This is a genomic window from Pseudoalteromonas sp. C12FD-1, from assembly GCF_037414265.1.
In the GTDB taxonomy this organism is placed as follows: domain Bacteria; phylum Pseudomonadota; class Gammaproteobacteria; order Enterobacterales; family Alteromonadaceae; genus Pseudoalteromonas.
Window position 1 is genome coordinate 113,604 of record NZ_JBBEVD010000063.1, and the last position, 18,927, is coordinate 132,530.

Annotated in this window: 12 protein-coding genes; 7 read left to right on the forward strand and 5 right to left on the reverse strand. The window is 40.5% G+C overall.

Annotation, left to right across the window (positions count from 1 at the left end; translation table 11 throughout):
• Nucleotides 1-248 precede the first annotated feature (248 nt).
• From nadK to recN, 3 genes are all read left to right on the forward strand, one after another.
• Nucleotides 249-1,133 (forward strand): NAD(+) kinase, encoded by an 885-nt coding sequence (nadK, locus tag WDB87_RS09055; RefSeq protein WP_286244693.1) that lies wholly within the window; start codon nt 249-251, stop codon nt 1,131-1,133.
• 75 nt (nt 1,134-1,208) lie between these two features.
• Nucleotides 1,209-1,775 (forward strand): hypothetical protein, encoded by a 567-nt coding sequence (locus tag WDB87_RS09060; RefSeq protein ID WP_337849703.1) that lies wholly within the window; start codon nt 1,209-1,211, stop codon nt 1,773-1,775.
• A gap of 75 nt (nt 1,776-1,850) precedes the next feature.
• On the forward strand, nt 1,851-3,524 hold the full coding sequence (gene recN, locus WDB87_RS09065) for a DNA repair protein RecN (protein ID WP_337849704.1): 1,674 nt from the start codon (nt 1,851-1,853) through the stop codon (nt 3,522-3,524).
• A 361-nt stretch (nt 3,525-3,885) separates the two neighbouring features.
• Here recN and WDB87_RS09070 read toward each other — a convergent pair whose 3' ends face one another.
• From WDB87_RS09070 to WDB87_RS09085, 4 genes are all read right to left on the reverse strand, one after another.
• On the reverse strand, nt 3,886-4,905 hold the full coding sequence (locus WDB87_RS09070) for a GGDEF domain-containing protein (RefSeq protein ID WP_286244697.1): 1,020 nt from the start codon (nt 4,903-4,905) through the stop codon (nt 3,886-3,888).
• A gap of 217 nt (nt 4,906-5,122) precedes the next feature.
• Complete coding sequence (locus WDB87_RS09075) at nt 5,123-6,538, reverse strand: FAD-dependent oxidoreductase (protein ID WP_286244698.1); 1,416 nt, start codon at nt 6,536-6,538, stop codon at nt 5,123-5,125.
• Between the two features lie 9 nt (nt 6,539-6,547).
• Nucleotides 6,548-11,005, reverse strand: a complete 4,458-nt coding sequence (gene gltB, locus WDB87_RS09080; protein WP_286244699.1) for a glutamate synthase large subunit — start codon at nt 11,003-11,005, stop codon at nt 6,548-6,550.
• 637 nt (nt 11,006-11,642) lie between these two features.
• On the reverse strand, nt 11,643-11,981 hold the full coding sequence (locus tag WDB87_RS09085; protein ID WP_004588110.1) for a Grx4 family monothiol glutaredoxin: 339 nt from the start codon (nt 11,979-11,981) through the stop codon (nt 11,643-11,645).
• Nucleotides 11,982-12,247: 266 nt separating this feature from the next.
• On the opposite strand from WDB87_RS09085, the gene WDB87_RS09090 reads away from it, so the two are divergent.
• The 4 genes from WDB87_RS09090 (at nt 12,248) to WDB87_RS09105 (ending at nt 17,803) form a co-directional block, all read left to right on the forward strand.
• Nucleotides 12,248-12,829 carry a superoxide dismutase gene (locus WDB87_RS09090; protein WP_286244700.1) on the forward strand — a complete coding sequence of 194 codons (582 nt, stop codon included), beginning with the start codon at nt 12,248-12,250 and terminating at the stop codon, nt 12,827-12,829.
• Nucleotides 12,830-13,038: 209 nt separating this feature from the next.
• Nucleotides 13,039-14,961, forward strand: a complete 1,923-nt coding sequence (locus tag WDB87_RS09095; protein ID WP_286244701.1) for a PrkA family serine protein kinase — start codon at nt 13,039-13,041, stop codon at nt 14,959-14,961.
• A 26-nt stretch (nt 14,962-14,987) separates the two neighbouring features.
• Complete coding sequence (locus tag WDB87_RS09100; RefSeq protein WP_286244702.1) at nt 14,988-16,271, forward strand: YeaH/YhbH family protein; 1,284 nt, start codon at nt 14,988-14,990, stop codon at nt 16,269-16,271.
• Between the two features lie 17 nt (nt 16,272-16,288).
• The gene (locus WDB87_RS09105) at nt 16,289-17,803 is read left to right on the forward strand and encodes a SpoVR family protein (protein WP_337849705.1); all 1,515 of its coding nucleotides are present in this window, start codon (nt 16,289-16,291) and stop codon (nt 17,801-17,803) included.
• A 152-nt stretch (nt 17,804-17,955) separates the two neighbouring features.
• Here the strand turns inward: WDB87_RS09105 and WDB87_RS09110 are convergent, their stop codons facing one another.
• Entirely contained in the window at nt 17,956-18,927 is a 972-nt protein-coding gene (locus tag WDB87_RS09110; protein WP_337849706.1) for a sensor domain-containing diguanylate cyclase, read from the reverse strand.

Here is an 18,927-nt window from a genome sequence, read left to right on the forward strand (position 1 = left end):
CAAGCCTAAAGCACGCTTTAAGTGAATATGTTGCTGCATGCATTACAGCAAAATACTGCTACCGCTATTTTTAAACATTAAATACAAAAGTTAAACCTGTGATTGAATTTGTTAGACCAACAAACAGTACTTACCGTTATAATATGCAGGCTTAATTGAATCATTATCATATTGGTAATTCTGTGTTTTCAAACACTTCTATTTTGAGTTACCCTACAAAAATATTATCTCTTTTAACTGCAGCCGTTATGCATTCACCGTTTAAAATTATTGGCCTTATAGGTAAACCAAACCACCCTAAAGCTGCGGCTACGTTACAGCGTTTACATACTTTTTTATCGGCACTTGGCTTTACTGTGATTGTAGAAAAGCGCACCGGCGGGCAATTATCTGACGTCCCTGAAGCTCATCAAGTTGACCTTGTTAGCTTAGGCGAGCAAGCCGACTTGGCTATTGTTGTAGGGGGTGATGGCAATATGCTTGGTGCAGCACGGGTTCTGGCACGCTTTGATGTAGCAGTAATAGGCGTAAACAGAGGTAACTTAGGGTTTTTAACCGATTTAAACCCAGAAGGCTTTGAAGGTAGCTTAGAGCAAGTGTTAAGCGGCGAATATTTAGAGGAAAAACGCTTTTTGCTTGAAGTAGAAGTATATCGCCATGGCGAACTGAAAAGCGCAAATTCAGCCGTTAACGAAGCCGTGCTACATGCAGACAAAGTTGCCCACATGATTGAGTTTGAAGCTTTTATCAATAACGACTTTGTGTTTTCTCAGCGCTCTGATGGTTTAATTGTATCAACCCCTACTGGCTCTACAGCTTATTCTTTATCCGGTGGCGGGCCCATTTTAACGCCTGAGCTTAATGCCATATCGTTAGTGCCAATGTTTCCGCATACATTATCGAGCAGACCCTTAGTTGTTGATGCCGATAACGAGGTGCGCTTAAAGTTAAGCCTTGAGAACACCGACAGCTTACAAGTAAGTTGCGACAGCCATGTAGTGCTTGCCGTTTTACCTGGGGATGAAGTGGTTATTAAAAAAGCCGACAGAAAACTGCGCTTAATTCACCCCAAAAACTACTCTTACTACAACGTTTTACGTACTAAACTTAATTGGGGCAGCCGTTTATACTAATTTTATTGCCATGTGTAGTGCTTTAGCGCAAAATACAAAACAAATAAAAATTAATTAAACTAGGAATATCTAGCAATGACGTATGTTGTTATCTTTGCTTTGTTATTACTTATCACTTTGCTTGGCGCTTATATTAGGGTTGAAAACAATAGAAAAAAAGCGTTAGAAACCAAGAAAAAACAATTTAACGAACGTGTTGCTCAAGTGAGCACTCGCCTAAAAACTAAACTTAATAGCTTATTAGAAGCCAAAATAATAAGGCCTAAATATGTTGCGCAAATTCAGGCAATTGTGACCAATTTTTTTGTGGTTCAGCCTCATACTGATGAAAACCTTCAACATTTAGAAGATGTTAGCGACAGCCTAGTGAGCACGCTTTCGATTGAGTTTCAAAAAGCACTGCAAAGTGAAAACGCCCAAGCACTACAAGATAATATACAGTACTTTGTGAGTGAGTTACCCCAGCAAGGCATACTTTATAATAAGGCGTTTTATCACGAAATTTTACCCTCATTAATAGTACAAATTAAAACTGATTCACCGGTCAACCCAAGCGAAAGCCTTGAAAACACTGACGAATCCCCTTCTGATGAAAGTACTGATGCGGATACGCAGTTTTCTCAAAATACCAGTGTTGCTTAAAAAGTAAAAAATTAATTTGCAAAAAACCTAAACACTGTATAAATTAACAGTTAATTCACTGGATGGATGAACAGTATGTTAATTGGTTTAGAAATTAAAAATTTTGCAATTGTAAGTAACTTAAGCACTGAATGGCACAGCGGTATGACGGCGATAACGGGTGAAACCGGCGCAGGCAAATCGATTGCCATTGATGCACTTTCACTGTGTTTAGGCGAGCGCGCTGAAGCATCGGCAGTTCGCCCTGGCACAGATAAAGCAGAAGTGTGCGCACAATTTGATTTAACTGCCCTTCCTCTTGCTAAAGCATTTTTAGAACAACACATGCTAACGAGTAACGACAACGAATGCCTACTCAGACGCGTTGTATGTAAAAATGGCCGCAGTAAGAGCTATATTAATGGCAGCGCTGTTACTGCTGCCCAACTTAAAGAGCTAGGCCAGTATTTAATTTCTATACACGGACAGCATGCCCATCAGCACCTTTTAAAAGCTGAACACCAGTTGCAACTGCTTGATGCGTACGCAGGACACAATCAGCTTGTAAAATCGGTGGGTCAAAGCTTTAAATTATATGCAAACCTGCAAAAAGAATTTAAACAACTTGAGCAACAGCAATTACAACAAGCTGCTCAAAAACAATTACTCGAATACCAAGTTGCCGAATTAGACGAATTTGCCTTACAAGAGGGCGAGTTTGAACAAATAGAAGCCGAGCATTACAAGCTAAGTAATAGTCAAACCACTTTAGAAGCCTGTCAGCGTGAACTTCAACACCTTTACGAAAGTGATGAGCAAAATGCCTGTTCAATGCTTCAACACAGCGCTCAGCAGTTTGCCGAGCTTGCAAATTATGACGAAAGTTTAGCAAGTGTAGCCGCATTACTAGATGAAGCCGCAGTTCAAGTTGAAGAAGCAAGTAGAGAAGTAAGAAACTACGCAGAGCAAGCCGACTTAGACCCCGCTCGATTAACAGAAGTAGAAGCGCGCTTAAGTGGGGCAATGGACTTAGCCCGTAAGCATCATATAAAGCCTCAAGAGCTGGTTGAGTTTCACCAAGGTTTAGCACAAGAGCTTGAGTCAATTAGTAACAATAGCTCACGTTTGGCGCAATTAGACGATGAAATAAGCAATGCGCTAAGCGCGTATCAGCACGCCAGTGATCAGCTAAGTGAAAGTCGCCACAAATACGCTAATACATTAAATCAATTAATTAGTGAAAGTATGGCTAATTTATCGATGGAAAATGGAGTATTTGAAATTCAGCTTACCCAAGAAGCTGATCGCCAGCCTAACGCACTGGGTTTTGATAGTGTCTCGTTTTTGGTCTCTACTAATCCTGGGCAACCATTACAACCTTTAGCCAAAGTAGCATCGGGTGGTGAGCTTTCGCGTATTAGCCTTGCCATACAGGTTATTATTGCCCAAAAAGTGACAACACCAACGCTTATTTTTGACGAGGTGGATGTCGGCATATCAGGCCCAACCGCCTCCTCTGTTGGGAAGCTACTACGCCAACTAGGAAAATCAACACAGGTTATTTGTGTAACCCACTTACCACAAGTAGCGAGTAGTGCTCATCAGCAGTTTTTTGTAGCAAAAGAAATAGCACAAGGCGAAACCTTTACCCAAATGCTCAGCCTAAACAAAGACGGCCGTATTAATGAAATTGCACGCTTACTTGGTGGCGATAATATAAGTAAAACCGCTAAAGCAAATGCTAAAGAGCTTATTATGGCTCACGCCTAAGTTATACTTTTGCTGCAAAAGTGGAGAGACGTTTTAAATGCAAAGCATGCTGATAAATTTTTGCCATGTTATTGGGTGGCTACTTGTTGTTTTGAGCTTTTTGCTCATCGGTTTTAGTAAGTTTAAGCACGCAGAATTTAAGCTAAAACTTTTTAGCTTTTTAAAACTGATATTGGTTTATCAAGTAACGGTGAGTGTTTGGCAGTGGTTTATTATTGGCAACATAGTGGCTAATAACCAATGGTTACTTTTATTAGCACAAATACTTTGTAGTGTAATGTGCTATTTAAGTGTGCAGCGGCGAAAAAGTAAAAGTCGCCCCAACCTTGATAGTTTTTCTATGGATTAACTAACATAAGCGTTAAGAGCAAGTTCTATTTTTACCTTGCTCTTTTGCTTTGTATAAGCGTTCGTCGGCCAGCTTTATGTCTTGGGCTATGGTTGTATCTAACTGGCTTTGCACAAGCCCTATACTTAGAGTTAATACCACCGATTTTCCATTCATGCGCACTGGGTGTTTTTGTAATTCCGCATGAATTTTTTCTGCAATACTTTGCCCCTGCTCTTTGTTGCTGTGTGGTAATGCCATTAAAAATTCTTCACCGCCCCACCGAGAAGCAATACCTTGTTTTGGCATGCTCTTTTTTAAAATGGTGGCAAGTTGTGTTAACGCTTCATCACCAAAGTCATGACCGAAGTTGTCATTAATTTTTTTGAAATTATCAACATCAGCTAACAAAACTACATACGGCTGCTTAGTTTTTTTATGAAGATGTTTAAGCTCGTCAAGCTCTTTCATCATAAAACGACGATTAGGTAAATCAGTTAGGTGATCGATTGTAGCAAGACGTTCATTTTTTTGACTCAGCGCAACTATTTTTTCATTGTATTTTTCGCGTGAACGCTCATAAAATCCACTTAATAACGCAACAATAATAAAAGAAATGACCACCCTAAGTGGAAGTTCCGCCGGTTGATAATCATAAATATTAAAGTTATCTGTAATAAAAAAACCAGCGATTACGGCACATAAAAAAACAACAATATCTACCGTTCCTTTTTTAAGGCCTCTAATGGAGTAAGTTACCGGGGATACGATAAATATCCAGATCGGTCCAGTCCCTTCAGCTCCACCTGAGATCACTAAATACAGCATTAAACAGTAAAGGTTATATAATATAGTGGTCGCTGATTTTTCGACTGCACGATAGAGACTAAATGCCCACGCATAAAACCCCGCAGAAACTAACAACATAATACCAAGCACTGTATTAGCATTAGATAATGCATTACACGCCATAACGAAGGTAGCTATAAATCCGATGGTCGAAAAAAAGCGAACAATTAGCTTTTTTTCTTTGTTGTCTGAGTATGCATTCATATTATTATTTTTTTCGAGCTAGCGGTAAAGGCTCATTATTTAGAAATATAAAAAAGAGGTTAGAAACTAGTTTGTACTGAAATAGTATTTTAAGCAAGATTTACACGTTAATTATTAGTTAATAGTAACTGTTTAATACTTTTTTCATTTGAAAACAGTAAAAAAAAAGCAAGCCAATTGGCTTGCTTTTATTAAATTTTAAAACTTAACGAGGTAATTAAACCTCTAAATAATCCATAATACCTTCAGCAGCGTTACGCCCTTCAAAAATAGCCGTTACCACTAAATCAGAGCCTCGCACAATATCGCCACCAGCAAATATTTTTGGGTTAGTTGTTTGATGAGTAAATTCACCTTGCTCTGGTGCGTTAATGCCGCCCCAATGGTTAATTTCTACATCGTACTTTTCTAGCCAGTCCATTTTGTGTGGCTTAAAGCCAAACGCCATAATAACTTGGTCTGCTTCAATTACATGCTCAGAGCCTGGCACTACTTCTGCACGGCTACGGCCGTTTTCATCAGGCTCACCAAGTTGCGTTTTAACCATTTTAACGCCTGCAACATGGCCACTATCATCAAGTACAATACCCGTAGGCTGTACATTAAACGTAAAGTTTACACCTTCTTCTTTGGCGTTTTTAACTTCACGCTTAGAGCCTGGCATATTTTCTTCATCACGACGATAAGCACACGTTACTTTAGCTGCATTTTGGCGGATTGAAGTTCGTACACAGTCCATCGCGGTATCACCACCGCCAAGAACCACAACCTTTTGATTGGCCATATCAATGCACGCTTGGTTTTTTTCATCGTAACCCATAACGCGATTTGTGTTACCAATTAAAAATGGCAGTGCATCGTGTACGCCTGGCGCGTCTTCGTTTTCAAGACCAGCACGCATACTCTGATACGTACCTACACCTAAAAACACCGCGTCGTAGTCAGCTAAAATTTCGTCCATAGTGATATCTACACCCACTTCAACGTTTAGCTTAAATTCTACACCCATTTCGGTGAAAATTTCACGGCGCTTTTGCATTACTTCTTTTTCAAGTTTAAAAGAAGGGATACCAAAAGTAAGTAATCCACCAATTTCTGGATGACGGTCAAAAACCACTGGCTTTACACCGTTACGCACTAAAATATCGGCACACCCTAAACCAGCCGGACCCGCACCAATAATGGCCACTTTTTTATCCGTCCATGTCACGTATGACATATCTGGTTTCCAGCCCATTTTAAACGCGGTATCGGTAATATATTTTTCAATATTACCAATAGTTACTGCGCCAAACTCTTCATCAAGCGTACATGAACCTTCACACAGCCTGTCTTGTGGACATACGCGTCCACACACTTCAGGCAAGCTATTTGTACGATGAGAAAGCTCAGCCGCTTCTAAAATACGGCCAGTTCTAATTAATTTTAACCACTGTGGAATGTAATTATGCACTGGGCATTTCCATTCACAGTATGGGTTACCACAATCTAAACAGCGGTCAGCTTGTGAATTTACCTGATTCTCAGAAAAGGGTTCGTAAATTTCCACGAAAGATTTTTTACGCGACGAGATTGGTTTTTTACGCGGATCAACACGCTGCACGTCTATAAATTGATATACATTTTCGCTCATACTGCCCCCTTATTGCGCTTGAACACGAAGTTCTGCGCTACTGCGAGCGCGGTGCCCGAGTAAACTTTTTACGTCACTTGATTTTGGTTTAACTAGTTTGAACATAGGTAAGTACAGTTCAAAATTAGCTAAAATGGTTTCTGCTCTACATGAACCCGTAAGCTCTAAATGCTCAGCAATTAAGCCACGCAAATGCTCTTGGTGCGAACTTAAATCATCAAGTGTTACTACTTCTACAAGCTCTGGATTAATGCGTTTTTCAAAGTCATTTCGTTCATCTAAAATATAAGCAAAGCCACCTGTCATACCCGCGCCAAAGTTAACGCCTACATTACCCAGCACACATACTACGCCGCCAGTCATGTATTCACAGCCGTTATCACCTACGCCTTCAACAACGGCTTGCACGCCAGAGTTACGCACTGCAAAACGCTCACCAGCACAGCCTGCGGCAAATAACTTACCACCCGTAGCACCGTACAAACACGTGTTACCAGCAATAGTGGCTTTATGGCTTTCAAACGATGAGCCCAGTGGCGGGCGAATAACAAGCTTACCGCCAGCCATACCTTTACCCACGTAGTCGTTTGCATCGCCAATAAGCGTCATTTCAAGGCCACCAGCATTCCAAACACCAAATGATTGCCCTGCAGTACCATGTAGCTCAATTGCAACAGGATCAGCAGCCATACCTTGATTACCGTGTTTAGATGCAATGTAACCTGACAACATTGCCCCAACTGAGCGGTCTGTATTACATATGCGGCTTACTAGCGAAATACCCGATGAGGTATCAATCGCTTGTTGCGCTTTACCTAATAATGTTTCGTTAAGTTCACCTAAATAGTGCGAGCTATTTGGTGCGCTACAAAACAATGTTTCACCCGTTGGGTTATTAGGCTGAGCAATCACAGATGATAAATCTATTTTCTTTTGCTTCGCTGTTTTACCTTCAATTGCTTCAAGTAAATCTAAACGACCAATTAAGTCAGTTAGATTTGCAACACCTAAGCTTGCCATAATTTCACGTGCTTCTTGGGCAATAAACTTGAAGTAGTTCATCGCCATTTCTGGTAAGCCGTGGTAATGCTTTTGACGAAGTGTTTCATCTTGCGTTGCCACACCGGTCGCACAGTTATTTAAATGACAAATACGTAAGTATTTACAACCAAGCGCAACCATTGGGCCTGTACCAAAGCCAAAGCTTTCTGCACCTAAAATAGCCGCTTTAATAATGTCTAAACCTGTTTTTAAGCCACCATCTGTTTGCAAACGAATACGATGACGAAGACCATTTTCAACAAGCGCTTGCTGAGTTTCTGCAAGGCCAAGCTCCCAAGGACTACCTGCGTATTTAACTGACGTTAATGGGCTTGCACCGGTACCACCATCATAACCTGAGATGGTAATTAAGTCGGCATACGCTTTAGCTACACCTGTGGCAATTGTACCTACACCTGGCTCTGACACTAACTTCACCGATATCATCGCTTCAGGGTTTACTTGTTTTAAATCGAATATTAGCTGAGCTAAATCTTCAATCGAGTAAATATCGTGATGCGGTGGTGGTGATATTAGTGTTACACCCGGGACTGAATAGCGAAGTTTAGCAATATAAGGCGTTACTTTTTCACCCGGTAATTGCCCACCTTCGCCTGGTTTAGCACCCTGCGCCACTTTAATTTGAATTACGTCGGCATTACGAAGGTAATGCGGCGTTACACCAAAGCGACCCGAGGCAACTTGTTTAATACGTGAGTTTTTCTCTGTGTTGTAGCGTAGTTTATCTTCACCACCTTCACCTGAATTTGAACACCCACCTAAGCGGTTCATCGCTATAGCTAACGCTTCGTGTGCCTCAGGAGAAAGTGCCCCAATACTCATCGCAGCTGAATCAAAACGTTTATATAGGTTTTCAGCCGGCTCAACATCATCGATACTAATGCCTTTTGCAGGTAACTTAAGCGCCAGCATATCGCGTAAAGTGGCAATTGGACGGTTATTAACTAAGTCGGCGTATGCACCATAGTCTTTATAATCACCAGAGCGCACGGCCTTTTGTAGCGTTTGAATAACATCTGGGTTGTAAGCGTGGTATTCCCCACCGTGAACATATTTTAATAAGCCGCCATGGCTCAGTAATTTACGCTTACTAAAAGCAAGTTTATGTAGCTTTTGCTGATCACCATCAAAGTCACTAAAACACGCGCCTTTAATACGACTTGCCACCCCTTTAAAGCACATTTCTACCATAGCATCAGATAGACCAACCGCTTCAAAAAGCATTGAACAACGATACGATGCAACCGTACTTATGCCCATTTTAGACATAATTTTGTACAAGCCTTTATTAATGGCTTTTCGGTACGAAAGCGTCACTTCGCAGTACGACTTATCAATCACTTTACTGTCGCTCATCGCAACCAGTGACTCGTAGGCAAGGTATGGATAAATCGCTGTTGCACCAAACCCAAGTAATACGGCAAATTGGTGTGCATCGCGTACGCTGCCCGTTTCAATAATAATATTAGACTCACAACGTAAGTTGTTATCTACTAAACGTTTTTGTACAGCACCTACCGCCATAGCAGCAGGAATCGGTAATTGGGTTTCGCTAAAGTTGCGGTCAGATAAGATAAGCATTACACAACCCGCAGCTGCTTTTTCTTGTGCAGCGTCGCAAATACGTGCAACCGCTTTTTCTAAACCTTCTTCTGCTGTGTACGTAATATCAATTTTACAGTAGCTGTAATGCTCGTCATCGGCATTGAGTAGCTGCTGCATGTCTGCATACATTAAAATTGGCGTATCAAACTGTAGGCGCTTAGCGTGGCCTGTGGTTTCATTAAATACGTTTTGCTCACTACCAATACACGTTGCCAGTGACATTACGTGGTTTTCACGCAGCGGGTCGATTGGCGGATTAGTCACTTGCGCAAACTTTTGGCGGAAGTAATCGTACAATGAACGATGCCCTTCGCTGAGTACTGCAAATGGTGTGTCATCACCCATTGAGCCTGTTGCTTCTTGGCCGTTTTCACCCATTACACGAATAACACTATCTAGCTCTTCATTAGTATAGCCAAACATTTTTTGGTACTTAGCAAGCGTTTCGTCATCAAACGAGCGATTACCCGCATCTTGCTCTGTAAGCTCTTCAAACGGGGTTAGGCGTTTAACGTTTTCTTCAAGCCATGATTTATAAGGATGACGCGATTTTAAATCTTGGTCGATTTCATCTGAGTGCCAGATTTTGCCAAGCTTTGTATCAATTACTAAAAGCTCACCTGGTCCTACACGGCCTTTTTCAACCACTTCATCTGCAGTGTAATCCCAAATCCCTACCTCAGAGGCAAGTGTAATAAAGCCATCTTGGGTAATAACATAGCGCGCTGGACGCAGGCCATTTCTATCAAGATTACAGGCTGCAAAGCGCCCATCAGACATAACAATGCCTGCAGGGCCATCCCACGGCTCCATGTGCATAGAGTTAAAGTCGTAAAATGCACGTAAATCATCATCCATTGCACGGTTTTTTTGCCATGCAGGTGGCACAAGCATGCGCATAGCACGGAATAAATCCATACCACCAGCTAAAAATAGCTCAAGCATGTTATCTAAGCTTGATGAGTCAGAGCCTGTTTCGTTTACAAACGGTGCTGCGCTTTGTAAATCAGGGATAAGTGGCGATGAAAACTTATACGAACGGGCACGAGCCCATTGGCGATTACCTTCAATAGTATTAATTTCACCATTGTGCGCTAAATACCTAAATGGTTGTGCTAAAGGCCAACGCGGCTGAGTATTAGTAGAAAAACGCTGATGGAATACACAAATAGCGCTGGTCATACGAATATCAGCTAAGTCTAAATAAAAGTTAGGCAAATCTGCAGGCATCATAAGGCCTTTATAGATAGTTACTAACCCCGATAAACTCGCAATATAAAACGACTCATCCTCTGCTAAACGCTTTTCTGCACGACGACGTGCTACGTATAAACGGCGTTCTAAATCTTTAGAGCGCCAGCCTTCAGGCGCACTAACAAAAATCTGCTCAAAGCCAGGTAATTGCTGTGTAGCAATTGGCCCTAGCATTGAAGGGTCAGTAGGCACTTCACGCCAACCGAGTATTTTAAGTGTTTCTTGTTCTAATTCTTCACATAAAACCTGTTTTGCAGCTTGTGCTAAAACGGGATCTGAATTTAAGAAAACCATGCCTACGGCGTAATTTTTACCTAAATGCCAATTATGCTCACTAGCAATAGCGCGGAAAAAACTGTCAGGTTTTTGTAGTAATAAACCACAGCCGTCACCTGTTTTACCATCGGCAGAAATACCACCGCGGTGCTGCATGCGATCAAGTCCAGTAATAGCTGTACGAATAAGCCGATGACTAGCCTGACCATTAACTTGGGCTATTAAGCCAAAGCCACAATTATCTTTTTCTAATGTTGAGTCGTATAACATAGACCCCTCCCTTGCTGCACTGTTAACGTGAATGAACTGCTCGACGATTTGCTAACAGACGCACAAAACTAGCCTCTATAGTAAATAGAGTCAATATTATTTTGAATACATATTCACATTCTTGAATATTTCTCACTTCAAGGCAAGATTTCTTTTTTACTCATAATTGTTAACAATTAGCGCTTATTTACGCGTTATTTTTTTATGACACTGGTGTCAATTTTAACACTTTGTAAAAACAAAGGCGTCAAAGCGATACCCTTTACGTAAACGTAAAGGTGGATTTAAATGAATAAATATTCATTGAACCCCTATGGATTCAGTTAACATTTAGATAGTTTAATGCGTTTTAAATAGATTAGAGGTTTAGGATCACGCTTTTTTTGCGTTCATTAGTATAGTTATTAATTACTATGTCATTTTTAGTGCAGATTGAGTGAATTTTTATTTAAAGTACATACTTTCATTAAAGCTTGCGCTTACATAAGCAGTTTTGTTGTTTACTGATAGTTACTGCGTGCATCTAAACAAGGAGCTGTTCAGCTGTTCAGCTGTTCAAGAAATTAAAACGTAATAAATAACACAGGTACAAAAAAACCACGTAAAACGTGGCTTTAATAGTTTAGCAAAGTAGTTATTACTCTGCGTCAGCTTCTTTATATTTAGCTGCTGTTTCAGTGATCAGTGGTTGTAATTCACCACGTTGAAACATTTCAATAATAATGTCACAACCACCTACTAATTCGCCCTCAACCCAAAGCTGTGGGAAAGTAGGCCAATTTGCGTATGCTGGTAACTCAGCGCGAATATCTGGATTAAGTAAAATATCAACATAGGCAAATGGTTCGCCACACGACATTAGAGCTTGCGACGCTTGTGAAGAAAACCCACAATTAGGTAATTTTGGTGACCCTTTCATGTAAAGGATAATTGGATTTTCTGAAATCTGCTGTTTAATTTTATCAATGGTTTCCATCTACAACCTCAAAATGACGATAGCTTGATATACCTAGGGCTTGAAAATAAATCATTGTGGCCACAGATATATAACTTAAAATGGGCAAATAAAGCCGCAATTGAAATAGTCTTTAGCAATAGCATTGCTGTTTGCTTAAACTTGAGTAGAATACTCAACAATTATAGTAACACTATATTTTCGTTTGGTATAGGTAAGTGGTCTGTTCTATCAGGCATTACGTACTATCAAGCGAGTTATCAACCAAAAGAAAATGGAGATAAAAAATGGCATTTGAACTACCGTCACTACCTTATGCAATTGATGCACTTGAGCCTCATATTTCACAAGAAACTCTTGAGTATCACCACGGTAAGCACCACAACACTTACGTTGTTAAATTAAACGGTTTAATTCCAGGTACTGAGTTTGAAAACAAATCTTTAGAAGAGATTGTTTGTTCATCTGAAGGTGGCGTGTTTAATAACGCAGCACAAATTTGGAACCACACTTTCTACTGGAACAGCCTATCTCCAAATGGCGGCGGCGAGCCAACTGGTGCTATTGCTGACGCTATTAACGCTAAATGGGGCTCATTTGACGCGTTTAAAGATGCATTAAACGACAAAGCTGTTAATAACTTTGGTTCTAGCTGGACATGGTTAGTTAAGCTAGCTGACGGTACATTAGATATCGTAAACACGTCTAACGCAGCTACGCCGCTTACAGACGAAGGCGTTACACCAATCCTAACTGTGGATTTATGGGAACACGCTTACTACATTGATTACCGTAACGTTCGTCCTGATTACCTTAAAGGTTTTTGGGCGCTTGTTAACTGGGAATTCGCGAACGCTAACTTCGCTTAATTAGCCATTATACGCTGATTTAAAAAGACGCCTCGGCGTCTTTTTTTATGCCTTTATAAAATTATAACCGCCTTTATACGCGATAAATTGCTAATTTAGCCTCATGATCTTTTTTCACTTAAATTTTTAATTTTATTGCACAAAAATAGTAATCTCTGACTAAACTTTAAAAAGTAAGCACCTTTTTAAAGCGGGTTTCGGAGGTTATTATGACTATTTTTGAGCACTACCAAGCACGATACGAAGCAGCACAAGAAGAAGAATACAGCATTAGCGAATTTCTAGAAATTTGTAAAAATGACAAATCAGCTTATGCCAGCGCCCCTGAGCGCTTACTCATGGCAATAGGCGAGCCGCAAATGGTTGATACTGCAACCGATGCACGTTTAAGCCGGTTATTTTCTAATAGAGTGGTTGCACGCTACCCTGCCTTTGCAGATTTTTACGGCATGGAAGATGCCATAGAACAAATTGTCTCTTATTTAAAGCATGCGGCTCAAGGCCTAGAAGAATGTAAACAGGTTCTTTATTTATTAGGCCCTGTAGGGGGCGGTAAATCATCTATTGCAGAAAAACTAAAATATTTAATGCAACAAGTGCCTATTTATTCAATTAAAGGCTCTCCGGTAAACGATCACCCGCTCAGTTTGTTTGATCCAGTTGAAGATGCCAAAGTGCTTGAGCAAGAATACGGTATTAAACCTCGTTATTTAAAAACGATTATGTCGCCATGGGCTGGTAAACGATTAAAAGAATTTAACGGCGATATTAGCCAATTCAGAGTCGTTAAACGCTATCCCTCTATTTTAAACCAAATTGGTATTGCCAAAACCGAACCCGGTGATGAAAACAACCAAGATATTTCTGCATTAGTGGGCAAAGTAGATATTCGCCAACTTGAGCATTTTGCACAAAATGACCCTGATGCTTACGCTTATTCGGGGTCATTATGCCTTGCAAACCAAGGGCTAATGGAATTTGTAGAGATGTTTAAAGCACCAATAAAAGTGCTACACCCTTTACTTACAGCCACACAAGAAGGTAATTACAACGGCACCGAAGGCATTAGCGCCCTTCCGTTTAATGGTATGATTTTAGCCCACTCAAATGAGTCAGAATGGCAAACATTTAAAAATAACAAAAACAACGAAGCGTTTTTAGATCGGGTTTATATTGTAAAGGTCCCTTATTGTTTGCGCGTCACCGAAGAAATAAAAATATACGATAAACTTATTCAACATAGTGAACTTGCCAGTGCGCCGTGTGCACCAGGTACGCTTAAAGCACTAGCACAGTTTACTACCTTATCTAGATTAAAAGAGCCGGAAAACTCTAGTATTTACTCAAAAATGCGGGTCTATGATGGTGAAACCCTAAAAGATACCGACCCTAAAGCAAAGTCTTATCAGGAGTACCGTGATTATGCAGGAGTAGATGAAGGCATGACCGGCCTTTCCACGCGTTTTGCTTTTAAGATTTTGTCGCGCGTATTTAATTTTGATACCACCGAGGTTGCAGCTAATCCAGTGCATTTATTTTATGTTTTGGAGCAACAAATAGAGCGTGAACAGTTTAGCGCCGAAGTAGAAGAGCGCTATTTAAGTTTTTTAAAAGGCTATTTAATTCCGCAATATGTTGAGTTTATTGGTAAAGAACTACAAACCGCGTATTTAGAGTCATACTCTGAATATGGCCAAAACATTTTTGACCGCTATGTGATTTATGCTGATTTTTGGATACAAGATCAAGAATACAGAGACCCAGATACAGGACAGTTATTTGACCGCGCCTCGTTAAATGCAGAACTAGAAAAAATAGAAAAGCCGGCCGGCATTTCTAATCCCAAAGATTTTAGGAACGAAATAGTTAACTTTGTATTACGTGCACGCGCTCACAATAATGGTAAAAACCCGTTATGGACAAGCTACGAAAAACTACGCACTGTGATTGAGAAAAAAATGTTCTCAAATACCGAAGATCTACTCCCTGTTATTTCCTTTAATACAAAAACCTCCGCTGAGGATCAACAAAAACACGAGGACTTTGTTAACCGCATGGTTGAAAAAGGCTACACGCAAAAACAAGTGCGTTTACTTTCTGAGTGGTATTTACGGGTTAGAAAATCGCAGTAACCTTCATGTAGTTTAGGGGGAACATTATGGCGCATTTTATAGATAGACGCTTAAATGGTAAAAACAAAAGCACGCTTAATCGTCAGCGCTTTATTAGGCGCTATAAAAAACAAATAAAAGAAGCAGTGTCTGATGCGGTTAATAAACGCAGCGTTACCGATTCAAGTTCAGGGGAGAGTATATCTATCCCACAACAAGATATTAGCGAGCCCATTTTTCACCAAGGTAAAGGGGGCGACAGAGAACAAATTCACCCTGGCAATGATCAATTTTCAACAGGTGACAAAATTGAGCGCCCTAAAGGCGGCCAAGGTGGTGGCGTAGGCGATGGCGATGCAAGTGATTCAGGCGAAGGCCAGGACGACTTTGTGTTTTCTATTTCGAAAGATGAATACCTTGATTTACTCTTTGAAGACTTAGAGCTGCCCAACTTACAAGAAAATCAGCTAGATAAGCTTGTACAAATGAAAACGCACCGGGCTGGTTTTTGTAGCGATGGTATGCCCAGTAACATTGATATAGTACGCTCATTACAGGGCTCACTTGCCAGAAGAGTCGCCATGAGTGCGGGTAAAAAAAGGCGCCTAGCAGAGCTTGAAGGCCAACTTGCGATGGAGCGTGAGCAAGATGACTGCGACCAAGCCATCATTGCGTTATTACAAGAGGAAATTGAGCAACTTAAACAGCAAATAAAAGCCGTACCATTTATTGATAATTACGACTTACGCTTTCGCAACTACGAAAAGCGCCCCCACCCCACCAGCAAAGCCGTTATGTTTTGTATTATGGATGTATCAGGCTCGATGGATCAGGCCACAAAAGATATGGCAAAGCGTTTTTACATTTTGCTGTATCAATTTTTGACCCGAAGCTATAAAGACATTGAGGTGGTGTATATACGCCACCACACACAAGCTAAAGAGGTCGACGAACAAGAGTTTTTTTATTCTCAAGAAACTGGCGGCACTATTGTCTCCAGTGCCCTTAAATTAATGAACGAAATAATAAAAGAGCGCTATGATTCAGAGCAGTGGAATATATACGCAGCGCAAGCATCCGATGGCGATAACTGGGCAGACGATACTCCACACTGCGGTGAAATATTGCGTAATAAGCTACTTAATGCGGTACGCTACTTTGCCTATATAGAAATTACCACGCGTGCGCATCAAAGCTTGTGGCGCGAATACCAAAACATCACCCAAACCCATAGCAACTTTGCAATACAACATATTCAAAGTGTTGAAGACATTTACCCTATGTTTAGGGAGCTATTTAAAAAAAATCGTCAACAACAAGGGGCTGCTTAGCCTAAGCGAGGTTTACTATGAGCACTGAACGAATTAGCGATGGCCCAGACTGGACCTTTGAGCTGCTTGAGCAATACCAAACTGAAATAGCCCGTGTTGCAGCGCATTACCGGTTGGACACTTACCCTAACCAAATTGAGGTAATAACAGCTGAGCAAATGATGGATGCTTATTCAAGCGTAGGCATGCCTATAGGCTACAGCCATTGGTCATATGGTAAAAAATTCATTCAAACCGAACAAAATTATAAGCGTGGGCAAATGGGGCTGGCTTACGAAATTGTGATTAATTCAAACCCCTGTATTGCTTATTTGATGGAAGAAAACACACTCCCTATGCAGGCACTGGTTATGGCGCATGCCTGTTATGGCCATAACTCATTTTTTAAAGGAAACTACTTATTTAAAACATGGACTGATGCTGACTCCATCATAGATTACTTAGTATTTGCTAAAAATTACATTAGTCGCTGCGAAGAAAAATACGGTATAACACAAGTAGAAAGCTTAATTGATTCGTGTCACGCATTAATGAATTACGGCGTAGATAGATATAAACGCCCACAGCAAATATCCCTTTTTGAAGAACAAAAACGTCAAAAAGAGCGTGAAGACTACATGCAGTCTCAAGTAAACGAGCTATGGCGCACTATCCCCGCTCAACAGCAAGAAGCTAAAAAGCAAGAAAGGCATTTCCCGCAAGAGCCACAAGAAAACATTTTATACTTTATTGAGAAAAATGCGCCTTTATTAGAGTCTTGGCAACGAGAAATAATACGTATTGTGCGAAAGATATCGCAATATTTTTATCCGCAAAAACAAACCCAAGTGATGAACGAAGGCTGGGCGACTTTTTGGCACTACACCATTTTGAACCATTTGTATGATGAAGGTAAATTAACCGACTCCTTCATGATGGAGTTTTTGCAAAGCCATACCAATGTGGTTTACCAGCCACCTTATAACAGCAATTACTATTCAGGTATAAACCCGTATGCATTGGGCTTTAATATGATGGTGGATATTCGCCGTATTTGCGAAAACCCAACAGATGAGGATAGACGCTGGTTTCCTGAGTATGCGGGGACTGATTGGCTAGACACACTGCATTTTGCGATGGAAAACTTTAAAGATGAAAGCTTCATAAGCCAGTTTTTATCACCTAAGTTGATTCGTGATTTTAAGTTATTTACTATTGTCGATCACAGCCGTAATCCACATTTAGAGGTAGGCGCAATACATGATGATAGCGGTTATCAGGCTGTACGCGAAGCACTTTCAGCGCAATATAATTTGAGTAATCACGAACCTAACATTCAAGTGTATAATGTTGATATTAGAGGCGACCGTTCTTTAACGTTGCGTTATGTTCCTCACAATAACATCCCCCTTGCTGACTCGCATAAAGAAGTGCTAAAACACCTATACAGGTTATGGGGATTCAAGGTTCAATTACAACAAGAGGCAAGTACAGGCGATGTTTCTACTCTTTGCCAATGCCCAGCAGATGATACTCGCCATACTACAGAGTAAATAAAACGGCTGATAAAAATGGCACTTTAACCAAGCCCTTGTTAAGTATTTACTACCAAGGCGTACGGCGCAATTAGCTGTACAGATGGTTACTTAAATTTAGGACTAATATTAGCGCTGCCTTAATTTTAACAGCGCATAAAAAATGACGCTTATGCGTCATTTTTTATATCCTCAAAATCGGTTACTCTGTTACGCCCATGCTCTTTTGAGTGATACAAGGCTTTGTCAGCGGCTTCAATCCACCGCTCATGTTTTGCAAAGTCAGGGCTATTTCCTGCAAAGCCAACACTTACGGTCATCTCTATTTTTATGTTTTTATAAACAAAAGGGTTGGCTTCAATTATTGCTCTTATGCGCTCAGCAAATATTGCTGCGCCTTGCTTGTCGGTATCAAGTAAAGTAACAACAAACTCCTCCCCACCATAACGCCCTGCTATATCGGTTTCTCGAAGTGTCGTTCGAAGCAGCTCTGAAAGATGGCGTAATGCTTCATCGCCACAGCTATGGCCATGCTCATCATTAATTTTTTTAAAGTGGTCAATATCAAACATCAATAATGTACTGCTGCCACCGCTGCGCTTAACACGTAAAAACTCTTGGTGCAGTGTACTTTCCCAATGCCCTCGGTTAAATAGTTGCGTTAAGCTGTCGGTTTGGCTTACTTGCTCTAAACGCTTATTTAAATCTTCTAATTCTTTTTTATTGACCGCCACATCGGTAACATCATAAATAATAATACAAATATGACTTACCTCGCCCAATGTGTTGGTAAGTGGAATAAAGGTCGCATTTTGGTACATGTAATCCGCTTTACCGGTAATGGGACGATAGTTTTTAAAACGAAAGATGTAAGGTTGCTGCTCCCAGATGGTAAAAGAGCGGTTTTTAAGTACAAATACAGACTCTGATTTACTTCTAAACCATTTTTCATCAATTGAAGGGAATAAATCAAATAGGTCTTTGTCTTTTACAGCACTTGGTAATAGCCCAGAATGGTTTTCCATAAAGCCATTCCACACACACACTTTATAATTTCTATCCAGTACAACCAGGCCCACATCAACCGTGTTAAACATATCCATTAACCAATGGATCTCATTCATTTCTAAATCAGCGGCCAT